This is a genomic window from Candidatus Marinarcus aquaticus, from assembly GCF_004116335.1.
GTDB lineage: Bacteria > Campylobacterota > Campylobacteria > Campylobacterales > Arcobacteraceae > Marinarcus > Marinarcus aquaticus.
The window spans coordinates 294,821-313,444 of record NZ_PDKN01000002.1 but is presented as its reverse complement, the minus strand read 5'-3'; the positions used below and the strand labels follow the sequence as shown (position 1 = coordinate 313,444).

Below are 18,624 nucleotides of genomic sequence, written 5' to 3'. Positions count from 1 at the left end.
CTTTGATTACAATTTTTAAAACCATAATTTTAAATGTGGATGTATAATATCATTAAACAAATCAAGGATAAATTAGTTTCAAAGGTTTAGAAAACTCTTTATTTTTTTTGTTTCATTTTTGCACAAGTGATGTCAAGAATGTGTATAAACTAATTTACACTCTTCCATAAATTCTTAATCGTTGAAGGCGCTTGTTCTTTTTTGACTTGCTCAAAAATAGAGGTCTCTTGAGTTTTAGGCTGTTTGATTTCCTCTTGTTTAGGTTCAATTTTTACTTTTGGTGTGGTTCTCATATAAGTGATATTTTTGTTCACACTGTTTACATGCTGTTTATACGTTGCACTGAAAGTATGTTTACCAGTTGTTTTATCTCGAACAAAATAGAGGTAATCACTCTTTGCAGGGAAAATTGCTGCTTTAATAGCATCCAAAGAGACTGCACTGACAGGATGTTTTGGTACCCCTTTATTCATATAAGTGTTGTACGAACTCTTATCCTCTTTCAATCGTCTTGCGGTAATTCTGTCATGAGAAAATCGTCCATAATTAAGAGTACCATCCATTTGAAGAGGCATTCCTCTTTTTAAACGATTATGCACAACACTAGAGACATAAGGCATCTCTTCAACATTGGCTGCCTCTTTTTGTATCACTGAGGCGATGGCAATGTAATAAAACCATTGCTCTTTATTATACTCTCCAAATATTTTTTGGCTGATTCGTTCATATTGATTATTCGTATAGTTGATTAAATAATAAATAAGATTCTCTTCACTCATACCAATAGGCAAATGATAACTCTCAGCTAAAATATTTCCATCATTTTTAAATGCATATTTATTGTACGCTTCACGCAATAATTTTTCTGAAAGTCCAAAAGTTTTTGCCACATCTTTAATAAAAAAATAAGAGGTCTCTCCAGGAATAAGTGTCACCGTTTGAAGTGCTGCTTTAGAAGTTAGTAGTTTGTATAAAAAATCCCCTTTGGCCATTTTGTGTGATTTCAGATCTATCCAGCCTTGTTGCGGATAACCTAAAAATCGAATAATGGTTTTATCCAGCACATTTAATTCATACCCACTTTTATTTAAATATGATATAATGCCACTCGTTGAGCCCTTGGGAATATATATTACCTTCGTAGAGTGCAAAGGTATACTCACATAAAACAAAACAATTATTACAAGCACTAGGAAAAATTCAATAATGTTAAAAACAATCAAATTTTTATCTATATCTATATTTATTTTGGGAATTGCAGCTTTTTTTATTTTATCTGTAGGCATCAATATTGATCGATTTTCCTTTGCTGGGATTAATGTTTCAAAATTGTATATAAAACTAGATAAAAAGCTTATTGTACAGATTGAAAAAATACGACTTCCTAAACAATCACAAACAACCAGTTCTAGAAATGATCTAAAACGTCACATTGGGTATTTACCAACGGCACTGCGTCTTTTTCAAAAAGTCGATATAGAACGGCTTATTGTGGATAACAATGAGTTTACCATCACTTTAGATAACGATATTTTCTATGTGGACACCAAATTCATCAACATTGCGGCACAACCTTTTGTTGAAGGTAAAAATATTATCTTAAAACTCTATTCCATGTATTTAAAAGATTACGACATGATGCTTGAAGGAGAATTTGATGTTAATCTTAAAACCGATAATTTTATCTTTAAAGGCAATGCCTATTTAGAAGGCTTAGATACGGTTATTGATGCACGTTCAGATGCTAATTATATCTATTTTGACCTCTCTAGCCTCAAACCTTTTAAAAACCTGCATTTTGTCAAAAACTTTGTACGTCTTCAACACACCATTGAAGAGTGGCTGTATGATAATATCACGGGGAATTTAAACGTTACGTATTTAAAAGGGAAAATCAACCGAGAGAGTTTTTTACCCGTGATTGAGAGTTTAGATGGTGAAGCAACGATACAAAATGCGAACATAACATTCAAACACGATTTAGATCCCGTACAAAGTTCACAAGTCAACGTGACCTTTAAAAATGATAATCTCTCATTCTTTTTAGAAAACCCCATTTTTAAAAACACACCCATTGATGGCAGTAACGTTGTCATACATGGTATTTCAAAAGAGGGTTCAAATATTGTTGTCAACATCAAAACTAAAAGTCGCCTCAACGAAGAGATTTTAGAATTATTACAAGCGTATCAAGTCAAACTGCCTTTAATACAAACAGATGGCAGTACGGATTCTGATTTTGCTTTACAAATCTATTTTAATGATGTGGATACTATTTTAACCAAAGGGCACTTTAAAGCCAGCAATAGCCATTTTAGACTACAAAACTTTGAGTTTTTTGCACATGAAGCCGATGTCTATTTAGACAACTCAAAAGTGACTATTAAAGATTCAAAGGTAGAAGTGGATGACTTAACCAAAGGTATTTTAAACTTAGAGATTGATACCACTGCATCAAAAGCAAAAGGGGTCTTTGATCTGCATGATTTACACATACAACACAACGATATGGATTTAATCAAACTTCAAAACAGTACGACCAAGGTAGACGTTGACTTTCATGAAGACACGCTAATAAGCTTAGATAACTTCGATACCATCATCGCTGTTCAAAAAGAGGGTGTCAAAGTAGCACTGAACTCTTTAGAAAAACTCTACGCATACTCAACACTCCTGCAAGATCTTAAGATAAAACAAGGAGAACTTTATCTGCTTTTAAAGCAAAAAGATGAGATCACTATCAATGCAAAACTTCAAGAGCTTGATTTTCCTATTGCTGTGCACAATCAAAATAAACTCACTAAAATGACACTTGAAGGAGGTGTAAAACAAGGTGTTTTAACACTTCACTCCCCACAAAATGAGTTTAAACTGCTTTTAAATAAAAACCGACTTGACTTGCAACTCAATGGTTTGGATTTGCTCAATGAAGAAAAAAACAAAAACACAAGCAATGAAGAAAAAACGCTTAATGAAAAGTTGCTGACCGTTATAAAAGGACATAACTCAAATATCTACCTCACGCCTACTCAAAAACTTTTAGGTTCCAACTACACACTTACATTAAATAAACAACAAACAAAACTTGATTTGCAACACAATAAAACAACACTTTTATACAATGAAAAAAATGCTGACGATGTTCGAATCGATATAAAAAAGGCCAGTGATGAGTTCATCAACGCTTTATTGGATAAAAAAGAGCTTCTAAGTGAAGGCAGCATTGATTTGCAAGCCAAGGGAAGCACAACCAAGCTTTTAGGACATGTTTCACTTGATGATACAAAAATCAAAAACTTGGCATTGCTAAATAACTTAATCATTTTTGTGAATACTGCTCCGGGTCTTATTAATCCACTGTTGGCACTTCCATCGGTCGTAGGAATGGCAACCAACTCAGGCTTTAATCTCAATGGATACAGAGTAGTTAAAGGAGGATTTGATTTTAATTACAATATTCAGAAGCAACAATTTACCTTTGAAAATCTAAACACGCAAGGCAATATGGCAGACTTTATAGGGCAGGGTTCTATGGACTTAAATAAGCGCATTGTTGATGCAGATATTGATATTATTTTCATGAAAGATTATACAAAAATTGTGGGGTATATCCCTGTACTGAATTACCTGTTCTTAGGTGATGACAACCGTGTAGCAACATCGGTACAAATCAGTGGAAGTTTGGATGACCCTAAAATCAACACCAATCTCTCAAAAGAAGCCGCCAATGTACCTTTAGACATGGTAAAACGTCTTTTTGATCTTCCTTCAAAAGGTATAAACTACTTTAATGATTCTCAAAAAGAGTAATTTATTTTTAATAACGATTATCATTAATAATACTTTAAGCTAACTCTCTTTATAATTATGATAACTATTATCATAAAGGGGGAGAGATGAGTCAAGAGCACTTACAACGGTTTGACTTTTTACGTACATATAAATTTAATGCTTCTATTAATACTTTTATGTCTCAAAGAAATCATATTGATGCAGACATTGATGAGCTGTTACAAATCACTCATACCTTAGATAATCTGTTCGTACCTTATAAAATCACAACGGGATTTAATATACGAGTATTAAAAAGGAGTAGAAGATGAGTGAAATGGGTTTTTCTAAATCAAAAGAGTATCTGCCACAGTTTGATCAGTTTCAAAAAATCAATGCACAAAGAAGGCTCTTTTTGGAGTTTTTCAATCACCAAGTCTGTAAAGAGCTCAGATTTAACAAACAAGAGATAAAGCGTTGTGAACACCTGCCTTTATGCGATGTTTTTGTCCAAAAAATCATGAGTTTGTTAGATGTGAGTTTTGTTCCATTTCATTTAAATGGTTCTCCTAAAATCAAAAAAATCACTTCTTTTTTTGATAATGACATACAAAAACTATTCAACATGAAACACAACACAACAACTCGAGCATTTTTACAACAAAAAAACTGCTCATTAGCGCTAAAACTGTTTAATATGATTGGTGGAACAAATCTCACACTCAAAGTAAGTGCACAAAGCTCATTTGAGCAATTTATTGTCAAGAAACTCTTACGAGACCAAAAAACACGATGCATTGAAAAAGAATCGGATTGTATCAATATCATCTCCTCACAAGTGGATGATATTAAAATCTTTCCATATTGGAATTTTTTTGAAGACAAAAAAGAATGTATCATTGATGAGCACATCTCTAAGGCAGTACAATGTATCAAAGAGACACACTATAAAAATATCTATTTAGTGTATCCTAAAGATAACCATTTTAATAAACATCTTCAAGTAAAAATACCTGAATTTGAAAATAATAAACTTTGCAGTGAGTATGGTATTAAAATCATTCCTTATTCACTGCGTTCAATTTTAAGATAGGAGGCAAAATGGCAACAGCTGTTTTTTATGCAAGTAGCACAGGAAATACTGAAATCGTAGCAAAAAGTATTGCGAAAAATTTAGGTATAGACGCTGTTTTTGATATTGCAAGCAATGATGTATCAAAAATTGGTGAGTATGACAAAGTAATTATTGGTTCTTCCACATGGGGAGATGGTGATTTACAAGATGATTGGGATGATGCTTGGGATGATTTTTGCAATCTTGACTTCTCAGGAAAAACAGTTGCACTTTTTGGTTTAGGAGATCAAGAATCCTATGCAGATAATTATGTTGATGCCATGGGAACTTTGTATGAACAAATCACACAAAAAGGTGCAAAAGTGATTGGTCAATGGCCAAACAGTGACTACAGCCATGAAGAATCAAAAGCACAAAAAGAAGAGGGCTTTTTTGTAGGGTTAGCTTTAGATGAAGATAATGAAAGTGAACTTACAGATGAGCGTATCAATGTCTGGTGTGATGAAATAAAAGAAGATATTTTATAATATTTTATGCGATTGAAGTTTGAAACTATTCGTTTCTTAAAACTTCAATCACATCAATGTGCGTTGCTTTATATGCAGGATAAAAGGAAGCAGCAAAGACAATCACCACTGCACCAATGACAATAGAGACAAAATCAAGTGTTGCAAGCTCTAAAGGCAATTTACTCGTACCATATACATCTGCTGGCAATGAAATAATATCAAAATTATCCAATAAAAATATCCCGAAAAATCCCAATCCAATTCCAACGATGATTCCACTAAAACCAATGGTAATACCAATTTTTAAAAAAATTTGTTTCACCTCTTTTGAAGAAGCTCCCATTGATAAAAGAAGTGCAATCTCTTTTCTTCGGCTCATGACGGTCATAAGTAATGAAGAGATGATATTCAGTGAAGCTACAAGAATAATCAACATCAATACAACAAAAAGTGCTTTTTTCTCCATCTCCATGGCAGCAAAGAAGTTTCCATTTTGTTGCCACCAACCGACAATACCCACACGGTAGTTCCCAATTGTTTCTTCTAATTTTTTGATATCTTTAAAAGGTTCTTTTGAGAAAATATGAATACCATCAAACTCATTTTTTGAACGCTTTAGAACAGTTTGAAGTGCCTCAATAGAGGTATACATATAGGCTTTATCATACGCGTTAAGCCCCGAAGAGAAAGCACCTTGCATTGAAAAACGTTTCATTTTTGGCATCATTGAAAAACCACTGGGATTAAGAGAAGTAAAATAAAGTGTGACTTTAGAACCATCACTGGCAAAAAGTTTGTTTTGAATGCCTTGTCCCACAATCAAATCATACTTCTCTAAACTCAAATTTTCAACTGCTTTTGCATAAATAGCATTGATTTTTGCCTCTTTTTCTTGATTGACACCAAAAATAACACCACCACTCATTTCATCGGCATTTTGTACAATCACTTGAGAAGAGACATAGGGTGAGAATTGTAAGTTAGGAAATGTTGCTTCCAATTCATCAAGCAACTCTTGATTGACTGCACCTTGAAGTTTTGGATAGATTGAAAGAGGGTAGTTCATAATAAAGAGTTTATTTTCAAACTCTTTTTGAGTTCCGTTCATAATAGCCATGGTTATAATTAAAACCATGACACCCACTGCCACACCAATAAAGGCGAGCAGGGCACTTATAGAGATAAAAGGATTCTTTTTGTCAAAACGAAGATACTTTTTGACAATGAAATTAACCAACTGTTTATTCAAGTTAATTTCCTGCGACCAATCCTCGTTTAGGACCACTTTTCCCGCAACACTGTTTGTATTTTTTACCACTACCACAAGGGCATGGCTCATTTCGTGCAATCTTTTTTTCCAGTTTTGGATTATCACTCAAGTTTGTTTGAAGTTGCTCTTGGTCATGTTCCATATCAGAAATCATTTTCTCTAACATCTCTTTGTCTCGTTGCTCATCATCTTTGCTTCGAAGTTGTACGGTAAAAAGAACTTTAATAATCTCATTTTTAATGGATGAAGTCAATTCAACAAACATGTTATATGACTCTTTTTTATACTCAACCAATGGATCTTTTTGGTTATATCCTCGAAGACCAATACCTGTTTTGAGTGTATCCATAGAGTATAAGTGTTCTCTCCAAGCATTATCAAGAATTTGCAAATAGAGAATTCTCTCTATTTCACTTCGTTGATCAGGTGCTGCCAGACTCATTTTATCATCATACATTGATTTTAAAATAGAGATAAGTTTTTCTTCTAATGCCACATAATCGTCTGCTTGTAAATCCTCTTTAGTTGCAACTAAGTTTAACTCCTCTTTAAGTCTGACAATGATTTTGTCATAATCAAAGTCTTCACTTGGCATACCATCAAAAATTTCGCATGATGCTAAGAGATTTGCCACATATTCAAGTCTGTTTTCATCAATTTTAGAAGCAATATCAAACTCTGGATTTAATAAGTCATTTCTGAATGCATAAATTACTTTTCGTTGTTTATTGGCAACATCATCATACTCTAACAGGTGTTTTCTGCTCTCAAAGTGCATTGATTCTACTTTTTTCTGTGCATTTTCAACTGCACGTGTGACCATTGAAGATTCGATATGTTCTCCCTCTTCAATTCCCAGTCTCTCCATAATCCCTTTAATTTTATCGCTTCCAAAAATTCGTAAAAGATTGTCTTCTAAACTGAGATAAAATTGAGATTCACCCACATCTCCTTGACGTCCAGAACGTCCTCGAAGCTGGTTATCAATACGTCTTGACTCGTGTCGCTCAGTACCAATGATAGCCAAACCACCCAAGTCAAGTGTCTCTTGAGTCAATTTAATATCAACCCCACGTCCTGCCATATTTGTTGCAATCGTTACAGCACCTTTTTGTCCTGCATCTGCAATGATTTTTCCCTCTTTTTCGTGTTGTTTTGCATTTAACACCGTGTGAGGAACTTTTGCATTTTTGAGAAGCTTATTCAAGTGCTCTGATTTTTCAATTGAAGCAGTACCCACTAAAACAGGCTGTCCCTTTTTGTGATATTCTTGAATTTTCGCACACACGGCATCAAACTTCTCTCGTTCACTTTTATAAATAAGGTCGTTTCGATCAATTCTTTGAACTGGGACATTGGTTGGAATAGAGACAACATCCAAGTTATAAATCTCTGCAAACTCTGTTGCTTCCGTTTGAGCTGTACCTGTCATACCAGCAAGTTTGTCGTACATTCTAAAGTAATTTTGGTAAGTAATATCTGCTAATGTTTGAGACTCCTCTTGGATACTCACATTCTCTTTGGCTTCAAGTGCTTGGTGCAGACCATCAGAGTATCGTCGACCTTCACTTAATCGTCCTGTAAACTCATCAACGATGATAACCTCATTGTCTCTTACAACATAATCCACATCTTTTTCAAACACATGGTGTGCTTTTAAAGCTTGATCTAAATGGTGAGAAAGCATGGCATTTTCTAAAGAGTAGAGATTATCTACGCCAAAGAGTTGTTCAGCTTTTTCAATCCCTGCTTCTGTCATCAATACTGCTTTATTTTTCTCATCGACTGTAAAATCACCTGTTGTAATAGGTTTTTCATCTGGTTTCTTAGGTTCAATTAATTCACCTTTTTCCAGTTGTAGAGCGATTGAGTTGGCTTTTGCATAATCCACACCTTTTCTGTTTGCAGGTCCAGAGATAATCAAAGGCGTTCGTGCTTCATCAATTAAAATAGAATCCACTTCATCCACAATGACAAAGTAGTGGTCTCGTTGAACCTTCTCTTGCAAATCATACTTCATATTATCACGAAGATAATCAAATCCAAACTCATTGTTAGTACCATAAGTAATATCGGCGAGATATTGCTCTTTTCGTGATTGTTCATCACCCAATTCTGCAACAATAGCACCCACATTGAAGCCCAGAAAGTTATAAAGGGGTTCTAACTCTTTTGCATCCCTGCTTGCAAGGTAGTCATTAACTGTAACAACATGTACACCTCGACCCACCATTGCATTTAAAATTACAGGCAGTGTTGCAACCAAAGTTTTACCTTCACCTGTTTTCATCTCTGCAATGCGTCCATCATTTAGAACCATACCACCAATAAGTTGAACATCATAGTGTCTCATATTTAAAGTACGTCGACTCGCTTCTCTTGTAATTGCAAACGATTCATTCAAAACATCATCCAAGGTTTTTTCATTGGCTTGAACTTGCGTTTTCAACTCGTTAAAATAGTTTTTTAACGCTTCGTCGTCCATCACTTTGAACTGCTCTTCTAAAGCATTGATTGCTTCAGCTCGTTTAGCATATCGTTTGACTTCTCTGTCATTTGTCGTACCAAAAATCTTTGAGAAAATATTCAACATAAAATAAAATCCTTTCTGTTATAATGGCAAGATTATATAAAAACTAAGGTTAAAATATGGTTTATAAAATGCTATTACAAGTCGCTTTTTTGCTTGTTGTTGGTGCGCAAGCCAATATCTTTGATAATATCAAAACATTTCAAGCCAATTTCATACAAACCATTCAAAACAGCAGTGATAAAACGATTGTTTATAAAGGAGAAGTTTTTATCAAAGGCAATGCAAGAATTCTATGGCAATATAAAAAACCCATCATTAAAAATGTCTATATTAATAACAGTTATGCCATCGTCGATGAGCCAGAACTGGAACAAGCCATCTATACAAAACTTCATCAAGAAGTGGATATTTTAGATATCATCAAAAATGCCAAAGAGATCTCACCCACACTTTATCGAACCACTTTGTATGAAATTCAATACGATATTCATGTAAAACAGAATCAAATAGAGTCCATAAACTACCAAGATGAACTGGAAAACCAAGTCAGTATTGCATTTTCAAATATTAAAGAGAATTTGATTTTACCCAATGATTTATTTGAATTTTATCCTCCTACATCCTATGATATTATAAGAAAGTAAACCTTTTTTGGATACAATCCTTTTCAGGTACAGCAGACAATAGCTTTTTACAAGAGGAAAGTCCGAGCTGCAGTGAAGTATGGTTCCATTTAACGAATGGCTAGGGCAACCTAAGGGACAGTGCAACAGAGAGTAGACCGCCCATTTTGGGTAAGGGTGAAACGGTGGTGTAAGAGACCACCAGACTTTTGAGCAATCTTAAGTGCTTTGTAAACCCAACCAGCAGCAAGAAGAGGTGGTGGGAACTTCACAATCCCTCTCTTCGCAAGAGTGTTTAAGCAATTAAACAACGAGATAAATTATTGTCTAATACAAAACTCGGCTTACAGCTGTGCCTTTTCTTATCATTTTATCTCAAACTAAGCCTTTGTTGAACTTTAGTTGGTTATAATTCTCATCTTTTAAGTAGACAGGTGTCTGAGTGGTTGAAAGAGCTCGCCTGGAACGCGGGTATGGTTAACGCCATCGAGGGTTCGAATCCCTTCCTGTCTGCCATATTATTTTTCTAGAAAATGCAACAAATCACTTTTACTCATCGGTTTAGCAAACAAATAGCCTTGATATACACGACAACCCATCTGTTCTAAACACTCTAACTGTTGACGGTTTTCAATCCCTTCAGCCACAATATCCAAATTGAGTTTTTGAGCAATAGAGACAATCCCTTCAACCATATGCAAATCCTCTTTGCTGCGTAAAATATCATCCACAAATGATTTATCGATTTTTAGCTCATCAATCGGCAATTTCTTTAAAATATTTAAAGAGGAGTACCCTGTACCAAAATCATCCAACGATATAGCAATATCATGTTTCTTAAACTTACGTAGTAATCGAGCAATATAACGGATATCTTCAATAAACATATTTTCAGTTATTTCTAATGTAATCAACTCGCTTGGTATATTGAACTTCTTAATCATGTTCAACACGGTTTCATAAAACTCTTTTTGCATAAACTGTTTTACGGAGACATTAATCGAAACTTTAAAACGTTTATTGCTCAAACGTTGCAACTCACTGATTTCCATAAGCGTGGTTTTTAAAATAAATTCTCCTAAATTTTTCATCAAACCAATCGATTCAGCTATTTGAATAAACTCATTGGGAGGAATCACGCCTAAGTTTTTATTATGCCATCGAACCAACGCTTCTACGCCTAAAATATTCCCATTTGAATCAACCTGAGGTTGGTAATGCATATAAAACTCTTTTTTCATAAGTCCCAGCTTCATCTCTTGCTCGATTTCAAACTGTTTTATGTAATTGTTTTTAATTTTATTTTCAAAAATACAGTAGTGATTTTTATGACTTTTTGCTTCATACATTGCAAAATCGGCATAACGTTTAATTTCATCAAAACTGCTTCCATCTTGTGGAAACTGTGCAATTCCAATACTCGCACCCAACATAAAATTATACTGCTCTATAAAATAAGGTTGAGAAAGCAATTCGATAATTTTTCGTGCCAAATAACGCAACTCTTCGTGATCCGTAATATATGTAATAAATAAAAATTCATCTCCACTGTGTCGTACGAGTATATCTTGTGAACTGGCAATAGATATTAAACGTTTGCTGGCTTCAATTAAAACTTTATCACCATAATCATGACCGTAATTATCATTGATATTTTTAAAATTATCAATATCAATAAACAGAAGGCTGAATGGTTTGGAACCCTTTATCGTAAGACTCTTTTCAAAACGGGAGAGGTACGTGCGGTTATAAAGAGAGGTCAACTCATCAAAATTGGCTTGATGATAAAGTTGCTCTTTCTTTTTTTCTTCATGCAAATAGATCTTTTTAAAGAGTTGATAAATCAGCACGGATGTGATTAGAAATATCAGTAAAGCAATTATTTCAATTTGAAAGAATTGTTCATATAAAAGAGAATAGGGTGCCATCACAACAGCCCATAACTCATATTTTTTAATATATTTTACACTAAAGAGTGCTGTTTCATCACCAAAGAGTGTTTTATATTTAAAAGAATAAATTTTTTCACTCTCTTTTATTTTGTCATAATCAAACTCTTTTAATTGTGTAATTAAAAAAGATTTATCCACTTTTTTTAAATAGGTTGAAATATTATGGTTGTGTGGTTCAAACTGAACAAAAGAGTCATATTCTCGAAGCAAAACAATATCTTTTTCATACTCATCGAGTTGTGTTTTTAAAAAATCAAAACCTCGATTCAAGTCAATGCCAGACATAATGACAGAGACCACTTCATTTTCGTTGCTTCTAATGGCTTTTCGAATAGGCACAATGATATTTTTAAACGTAGAGTGAAAATAGGTTCGGCCAATGACCATGTTTTCAGAAGCCACTGCTTTTAAAAATGTACTTCGTGTCTCCTCTTTTTCTAAAAGATTATTCACTAAATTATGCGTTAAATTAGAACTTTTAGCGTAAATGACTCCATTGGGTCTTGCTAAAGCAAAACCCAAAACGGCACTCTTCTTATCTAAAATATGATCAAATATTTTTTGTGTTTGATGCACAGAATTGTAGGTGTTGTTCGCACTTAATTGAAAACCCAAGACATCTAAAAGTGTCTCATATTGCAAAAAAATAGACTCGATGGAATTTGCAGTGATTTTGGTCAAACTCTCTTGTTCGTGTATAAACTGTTTTTGTATTTGATTCCAAAATAGAGTTGAAAAAAGAATAAGTGCTAATGTAGCTGCAATAAGAAGAATATAGTAAATAGACCACAATTTTTTACGAAAAAAAGACACACTCTTCCTTAATAATAATTTGAATTATTCTATCACATTAAGATAAAAGTTACATCAATTGATTTTTAACAAACTGAGCATAATGGCCTTCTTCACGCTCTAAATCATCATGCGTACCGCTTTGAACAATTTGCCCATCGTGCAATACAAATACGGTATGGGCATTTTTTACCGTGCTTAAACGATGTGCAATGGTTATCACCGTTTTATCTTCAAAAAATGCATTTAAAGAGTCAAACAGTCTGTTTTCTGTGTAAACATCCAATGCAGACGTTGATTCATCTAAAATAATCACTTTGGGGTTTGCAATGATCATACGAGCGATTGAGAGACGTTGTCGTTGTCCTCCAGAGAGTCGAATACCATGTTTTCCGACAATAGTGTCCAAACCATTGGGCATTTTTTCAAGCTGATCATAAAGTTGTGCCACTCTTAATGCTTCTAAAATCGCCTCATCTTGTATGTCATCATTACCCATGGTGATATTAAATCGCAAAGTACTGTTAAAAAGTATCGGCATTTGTAAGACCAAAAAAATTGATTCTCTCAATGTCTGTTTATTGAGTTCATCAATACTTAAACCATTGTATAAAATATCCCCCGAACTCTTTTCATAAAAACCAGCAATAAGCTGTGCAAGTGTGGTTTTCCCACTTCCACTTGCACCAATGAGTGCCACTTTTTCTTTAGCAGGAATTGTTAAATGAACATGAGAAAGAACCTCTTTGCCTTCTTCATATGCAAAACTCAAATTTTTAACTTCTATGGCAATATCCTCTTTAAAAAGGGCCTTGTGACCACTCTTTTCAAGTTTTAAAGCCAAAACTTTATTGAGTCTTTCAACCGCAGCTTTGGCTGTAGCATAGGCATACTGCATGGAAAGAATATCTTGTACAGGAGTCATAATAAACCAAATATACCCAAACATGGCAAACATCATACCAATACTTAAATCACTGTAAGCTACCATAATAAGCCCTGAAGCTCTTAAGAGCTCAAATGCAGCTAAAAACACCGTAAAAGAGAAACGTTCATATGCTACACTCTTATAGTTATACGCATTAGATGTGAGTTGTACAGTTTTAGCTTTTACAATGGAATCATTAAAAAAGTAATCCTCTTTGTTGCTTGCTTTGATTTGTCCAAACAACTCCAACGACTCTGATAAATTATCTTGGAAGTCCTCAATAGCATGATTCTCTTGTTTTTTTAAGTCCACAACAGAAGCGGATATTTTTTTTGAAATCACCATAATAATTGGTTGAATGATTAAAATCATCAAACCTAAAGTAGGGTGTATGAGTATCATGACAAAAGAAATAGCAATCAATGAAAGTACCGAAGCTACAAACTTACTCGCACCTGTGATAATAAAGTTATCCAAAGTATTTACATCGGTCACTAAATTCGAGGTAATGGCACCGTTTCCGACACTCTCATACTCATTCATACTGACCTGTTTAAGGTGGCTGATTAACTTTTTTCGCACCTCAAACGTAACATACTTAGAAATAGCCGTAAAAATCTTGGTGATAACCACACTGAAAGCAAAATGTAAAAAACGCAAGAATATAACAGTTAAGGCCACAATGGCGATATAATAAAAGGCATTGCCTTGTCCAAACACAAAATCTATGGTATTTACAAACACGGCAGGTTTGTCCAGCAAAACTTCATCCACAAGCACCGGAAGCATTAAGGGAATAGGGATACTGATAACAATGGCAATCAATGTTGCAACTTGGCCCCAAACAAAAAGCTTTTTTTGTTGTAGTATCAGTTTTAAAATCGTTCTAAAAGTGATTTTTTCTTGTATCATAAATATGAGATTCCATAAAATTGTATTATATTTAAAGGCATTTTTAAATACTACACTTTAAATTATTGTTAAAGGGTCAAAATTCCATAAACTAGGACATTTTATAAAAAATATTTATACAAAAGTAACTCTATTTTTTAACAACTCTTTCACACACTAAAGTTTTCATTCCTTCATGAAATGAACAGTTCAAACCACACTCCATAAATCCTCTTTGAGCCAAGCCCAATTCACTGATTTTTTTAACAGAAGCTTTTGTACACTCTTCTAGCGTATCAAATTGACCATACTCCATGCTTCTTTTAAGATTTTGCTTATCTGGGTAGATAAAAGAGGTCCATGTTCCTTCACTGTTTTGATCACTGCTACTGAAACATCCTGAAAATAAAAAAGCAGTCATTAAGCCTAAATATAGCGTTTTCATCTATTTATCCTTTATTTAAGAAGGATTGTATTATAAAGCTTCTTAGAAAAAAATCAAAGTTCAACCACAACTAAAATATACTATAATAAGCTCTTTAATTAAAGGAAAACTATTTTATGACAATAAAAGAGAGTATAAACAAATATGCGAAACTTTTACAAAATATCACGCATATTCCCAACAAAGAAGTAGAGATACTTATTCAGTATCTTTTAGATAAGAACACTATTTGGCTTCATTTAAACTATCACAATGAATTCACAGAAGAAAAAGCCTTAGAGAAGCTGGTACAAAAAAGGGCACAAGATTACCCTTTAGAGTATCTTATAGGCAAAGCCTCATTTTATGGAGAGACTTTTTTAACACAAGAAGGCGTACTCATACCACGACCTGAAACAGAAATACTCGTTGAAAAATCTATTGATATGTTAAAAAACATACAAGGTAAAAAAAGAGTTTTAGAGATTGGAACCGGCAGTGGTATCATCAGTGTAATGTTGGCATTGCTTGTTGAAGAGATTGAAATAATTGCCGTAGACATCAATGAAAAAGCATTGCAATTAGCTCAAAAAAATGCGAACAAACATAACGTTCAAAACAGAATCAGTTTTATAAAAAGTGATCTTTTTGAGAATGTAATAGGGGAGTTTGATATGTGTATATCCAATCCTCCCTATATTGCAAATGATTATGTGCTGCCAAAAAATGTCAGCTACGAACCAAGCAATGCATTGTTTGGGGGCGAGGTTGGAGATGAACTTCTTAAAGATATTATTAATTATACTTCAAAACATAATATTAGATATTTATGTTGTGAAATGGGTTATGACCAAGAGAAGCCTCTTAAAGAGTATTTAAAAAAATTTGATACAAAAAGCATTGAGTTTTACAAAGACTATGCTCAATTTGATAGAGGTTTTTGTATTGAATTTAAAACCAAATAGTACAAAAAATAATTTTTGTACTATCCTATAATATAAGAGTAAAAAACAAAAGGAGAACAACAAATGTTTCAAGATTTTAATATTGATAAACTAGAACAAAGCAAAGAGTTATTAGAGAAAAAACTAAATGAGAGTAGGGAAGCGATTGATGCTCTTTTGTCCATAAAAAATAAAACCTACGATAACTTTTTAAAACCGTACCAAGAGTTAGCTGAAAAGCTCAATGAGTTTCTCACTCCTTTGTTTCATATCGATTCAGTTAAAAATTCTAAATTGACACAAAAAGTGCAAGAAGAGATCATTCCATTGATCTCAATTTATGAAACTGAGCTCTCGCAAAATGAAAATATTTATAGGTCTATAAAAGATATACATTCTAACTATAAAAGTTCTTTAAATGATATACAAATAAAAGTATTGGAAAATGAGATTCGTGACTTCAAATTAGGTGGATGTGGCTTAGAAGAAAATGAAAAAAACAGACTCAAAGAGATCAACTTAAGGCTCTCAACACTGAGCAATAAGTTCTCACAAAATCTTTTAGATGCAACCAATGAGTTTGAGATGATTGTAGAAGATTTTGAAGATGTTAAAGAGATTCCTAAAAGCGATTTAGAGTTAGCAATGTTTGAAGAAGAGAGGAAAACAAAGTATAAATTCACCCTTCAAATGCCTTCATATTTGGCCTATATTACCTATGGAAGCAACCGAAGTTTAAGAGAAAATATATATAAAGCTTATACAACAAGAGCTCCAGAAAACCAAAAAATAATTGATGAAATATTGGAACTAAAATTGGAGCGTTCTCAAATACTTGGGTTTAAAAACTATGCTCAATATTCACTTGCAACTAAAATGGCAAACAGTGAAGAAGAGGTTATTAACTTTTTATATGAATTAGCACATAAAGCTAAAGAAAAAGCTTTTATTGAACTGGATGAAGTGGCACAATTGGCCAAAGATGATGGCATTACTCAACTTCAAAGTTATGATGTTTCTTACTACAGTGAGAAGCTTAAAAAAGCAAAATATGATATTGACCAAGAGTATTATCGTCCTTATTTTGAGCAAGATTCAGTGCTCAATGGATTCTTTGATTTCTTAAACAAAGTCTTTGATATTAAGTTTAAACAGACCAATGCCAAAGCTTGGGATGAAAAAGTTAAAGTCTATGATATTTATGATGACAACACATTAAGTGCTCGAATTTATATTGACTTAGAGAGTCGTAAAGATAAAAGAGGTGGAGCATGGATGAACAATTGGCACACTCATTATGTTAACCAACATAATCAAAAACAGTTGCCTACTGCCTATATTGTTTGCAACTTCCCACCTTCAAAAGAGGGAACACCTTCACTGCTTAGACACGATGATGTGGTAACCCTTTTCCATGAAATGGGTCATGCGTTGCACCACCTGTTAAGTAAAGTTGAAGAGCCTTTTGTCAGTGGTATTTCGGGTGTGGCATGGGATACAGTGGAGTTTCCATCACAGTTCTTAGAGTATTTTTCATACGACAAAGATGTTTTAAAGCTCTTTGCTAAACATTATGAAACCAAAGAGGTATTAAGCGATGAAGCAATTGAAAGAATCATCAAAGCTCGTAACTTCCAATCTTCACTTGCCTTGATTCGACAAGTTGAGTTCGCACTGTTTGACTTTAAACTCTATCAAAAGTTATACAAAGGTGATGAAGTTCAAGCCTTGCTTGATTCAATTCGAGACGAGATAGCAGCTCTTAAACCACCAGCATACAACAAATTCCAACATGGTTTCTCTCACATCTTCTCAGGGGGATACAGTGCAGGGTACTACAGCTATAAATGGGCGGAAGTTTTAAGCGCAGATGCTTACTATGAGTTCTTAAATACGAATGTTTTCAATAAAGAGCTCGCACTTCGTTATAAGAAATTTATTTTACAAATGGGTGGTTCAAAAGATATGAATGAACTTTTCTATGAATTTGCACATAAAGAACCAAGTGTGGATGCATTGTTAAAAATTGATGATATTATCAGTTAATTTTTGTCATAATACTGTTCTTAAAATACAAAACATTTTTATATAAGGAATATCGATGAATAACAGTGAAACAATAGCGAAATTAAATGATGCATTGGCGAAACTGATTAAAGCATATGAAAAACTCCAAGATGAAAACACAGTATTAAATAATCAAATTGAAAAATTAACTTTAGAGAAAAACAGTCTTCTAAAAGAGAAAGAGAATTTAGAAGACGATATTAATAACCTACAAAGTAACAGTCAAGAGCAAAATACTAATATCAACTCAATGTTGGGGAAAATTGAGTCACTTTTGGGAAACAGCTCATCAAGCAACAGCAATGAATCAAACATAAACAACACACGAGTAAAAGAACCTGAAGTAGATATTGCTGCTGTTGTTACGACTGAAAATAAAAAATCAATTGAAGATGAATTTACAACTGCTTCATCAACCTCGAAACAACCAGAAGAAGAGGGTAAACTGGACTTAAATCGTATGGCTTCGCTTTTAAATGGGTTTGGGAATAAGTAATTACCCTCTATGATTACTCAAATCAATAAAGCACTTCTTTTTTCAACATTTAACGTGGATAACTTCCATGCTTTAGAAGATGTCATGGCTTCCATGGCTCCTTCAATGGTGGAGTATTACTTAAGTGATCTGTGTTGTGATACTCAAGATGTTTATTTAAATAAACGCGAGATTGAAAATTCCATTAGTATTGGAGAGTATTCCATTTATATGGATTACAATGAGGACATCTATTTGGAGATGGACAGCAGCAGTTGTGAGTTTGAGACTGGTAGCCTTTGGTGAGAAGAGCAATATATTAAAAACTGTGAAAATTAATGTTTTCATAAATTAGGATATGATATACTGT

Annotated in this window: 15 protein-coding genes, 1 tRNA gene and 1 other RNA gene; 11 read left to right on the top strand and 6 right to left on the bottom strand. The window is 33.6% G+C overall.

Annotation, left to right across the window (positions count from 1 at the left end):
- Window positions 1–149: 149 nt before the first annotated feature.
- On the bottom strand, window positions 150–1,286 hold the full coding sequence (mltG, locus tag CRV04_RS04285; RefSeq protein WP_128995576.1) for an endolytic transglycosylase MltG: 1,137 nt from the start codon (window positions 1,284–1,286) through the stop codon (window positions 150–152).
- On the opposite strand from mltG, the gene CRV04_RS04280 reads away from it, so the two are divergent.
- The 4 genes from CRV04_RS04280 to CRV04_RS04265 all read left to right on the top strand — a co-directional run bounded on the left by CRV04_RS04280 (window position 1,207) and on the right by CRV04_RS04265 (window position 5,373).
- Window positions 1,207–3,810 carry a YhdP family protein gene (locus CRV04_RS04280; RefSeq protein WP_128995575.1) on the top strand — a complete coding sequence of 868 codons (2,604 nt, stop codon included), beginning with the start codon at window positions 1,207–1,209 and terminating at the stop codon, window positions 3,808–3,810. The genes mltG and CRV04_RS04280 overlap by 80 nt on opposite strands.
- 86 nt (window positions 3,811–3,896) lie before the next feature.
- Window positions 3,897–4,103: a hypothetical protein gene (locus CRV04_RS04275; protein ID WP_128995574.1), complete on the top strand. Its 207-nt coding sequence runs from the start codon at window positions 3,897–3,899 to the stop codon at window positions 4,101–4,103.
- Window positions 4,100–4,864 (top strand): hypothetical protein, encoded by a 765-nt coding sequence (locus tag CRV04_RS04270; RefSeq protein ID WP_128995573.1) that lies wholly within the window; start codon window positions 4,100–4,102, stop codon window positions 4,862–4,864. Before CRV04_RS04275 ends, CRV04_RS04270 begins: the two co-directional genes overlap by 4 nt.
- Window positions 4,865–4,872: 8 nt before the next feature.
- Entirely contained in the window at window positions 4,873–5,373 is a 501-nt protein-coding gene (locus CRV04_RS04265; protein WP_128995572.1) for a flavodoxin, read from the top strand.
- A gap of 25 nt (window positions 5,374–5,398) precedes the next feature.
- Here CRV04_RS04265 and CRV04_RS04260 read toward each other — a convergent pair whose 3' ends face one another.
- Window positions 5,399–6,604, bottom strand: coding sequence for an ABC transporter permease (locus CRV04_RS04260; protein WP_128995571.1), 1,206 nt, complete (start codon window positions 6,602–6,604; stop codon window positions 5,399–5,401).
- 1 nt (window position 6,605) lies between these two features.
- The gene (gene secA / locus CRV04_RS04255; protein ID WP_128995570.1) at window positions 6,606–9,218 is read right to left on the bottom strand and encodes a preprotein translocase subunit SecA; all 2,613 of its coding nucleotides are present in this window, start codon (window positions 9,216–9,218) and stop codon (window positions 6,606–6,608) included.
- Between the two features lie 56 nt (window positions 9,219–9,274).
- Here secA and lolA point away from each other — a divergent pair, with 56 nt between their 5' ends.
- From lolA to CRV04_RS04240, 3 genes are all read left to right on the top strand, one after another.
- Window positions 9,275–9,802, top strand: coding sequence for a LolA-like outer membrane lipoprotein chaperone (gene lolA, locus CRV04_RS04250; protein WP_128995569.1), 528 nt, complete (start codon window positions 9,275–9,277; stop codon window positions 9,800–9,802).
- Between the two features lie 24 nt (window positions 9,803–9,826).
- Window positions 9,827–10,144, top strand: an RNA gene (rnpB, locus tag CRV04_RS04245) — RNase P RNA component class A.
- Between the two features lie 65 nt (window positions 10,145–10,209).
- Window positions 10,210–10,297, top strand: a tRNA-Ser gene (locus CRV04_RS04240).
- A 2-nt stretch (window positions 10,298–10,299) separates the two neighbouring features.
- Here CRV04_RS04240 and CRV04_RS04235 read toward each other — a convergent pair.
- From CRV04_RS04235 to CRV04_RS04225, 3 genes are all read right to left on the bottom strand, one after another.
- Window positions 10,300–12,546 (bottom strand): bifunctional diguanylate cyclase/phosphodiesterase, encoded by a 2,247-nt coding sequence (locus CRV04_RS04235; protein ID WP_128995568.1) that lies wholly within the window; start codon window positions 12,544–12,546, stop codon window positions 10,300–10,302.
- Between the two features lie 49 nt (window positions 12,547–12,595).
- Window positions 12,596–14,365: an ABC transporter ATP-binding protein gene (locus CRV04_RS04230; protein WP_128995567.1), complete on the bottom strand. Its 1,770-nt coding sequence runs from the start codon at window positions 14,363–14,365 to the stop codon at window positions 12,596–12,598.
- 130 nt (window positions 14,366–14,495) lie between these two features.
- Complete coding sequence (locus CRV04_RS04225; RefSeq protein WP_128995566.1) at window positions 14,496–14,789, bottom strand: hypothetical protein; 294 nt, start codon at window positions 14,787–14,789, stop codon at window positions 14,496–14,498.
- A gap of 116 nt (window positions 14,790–14,905) precedes the next feature.
- On the opposite strand from CRV04_RS04225, the gene prmC reads away from it, so the two are divergent.
- The 4 genes from prmC to CRV04_RS04205 all read left to right on the top strand — a co-directional run bounded on the left by prmC (window position 14,906) and on the right by CRV04_RS04205 (window position 18,560).
- The gene (gene prmC / locus CRV04_RS04220) at window positions 14,906–15,733 is read left to right on the top strand and encodes a peptide chain release factor N(5)-glutamine methyltransferase (RefSeq protein ID WP_128995565.1); all 828 of its coding nucleotides are present in this window, start codon (window positions 14,906–14,908) and stop codon (window positions 15,731–15,733) included.
- Window positions 15,734–15,796: 63 nt separating this feature from the next.
- The gene (locus CRV04_RS04215; RefSeq protein WP_128995564.1) at window positions 15,797–17,758 is read left to right on the top strand and encodes a M3 family metallopeptidase; all 1,962 of its coding nucleotides are present in this window, start codon (window positions 15,797–15,799) and stop codon (window positions 17,756–17,758) included.
- Window positions 17,759–17,813: 55 nt separating this feature from the next.
- A complete protein-coding gene (locus CRV04_RS04210; RefSeq protein WP_128995563.1) occupies window positions 17,814–18,275 on the top strand; it encodes a hypothetical protein in 462 nt (153 codons plus the stop codon).
- Between the two features lie 9 nt (window positions 18,276–18,284).
- Window positions 18,285–18,560: a hypothetical protein gene (locus CRV04_RS04205; RefSeq protein WP_128995562.1), complete on the top strand. Its 276-nt coding sequence runs from the start codon at window positions 18,285–18,287 to the stop codon at window positions 18,558–18,560.
- Window positions 18,561–18,624 lie beyond the last annotated feature (64 nt).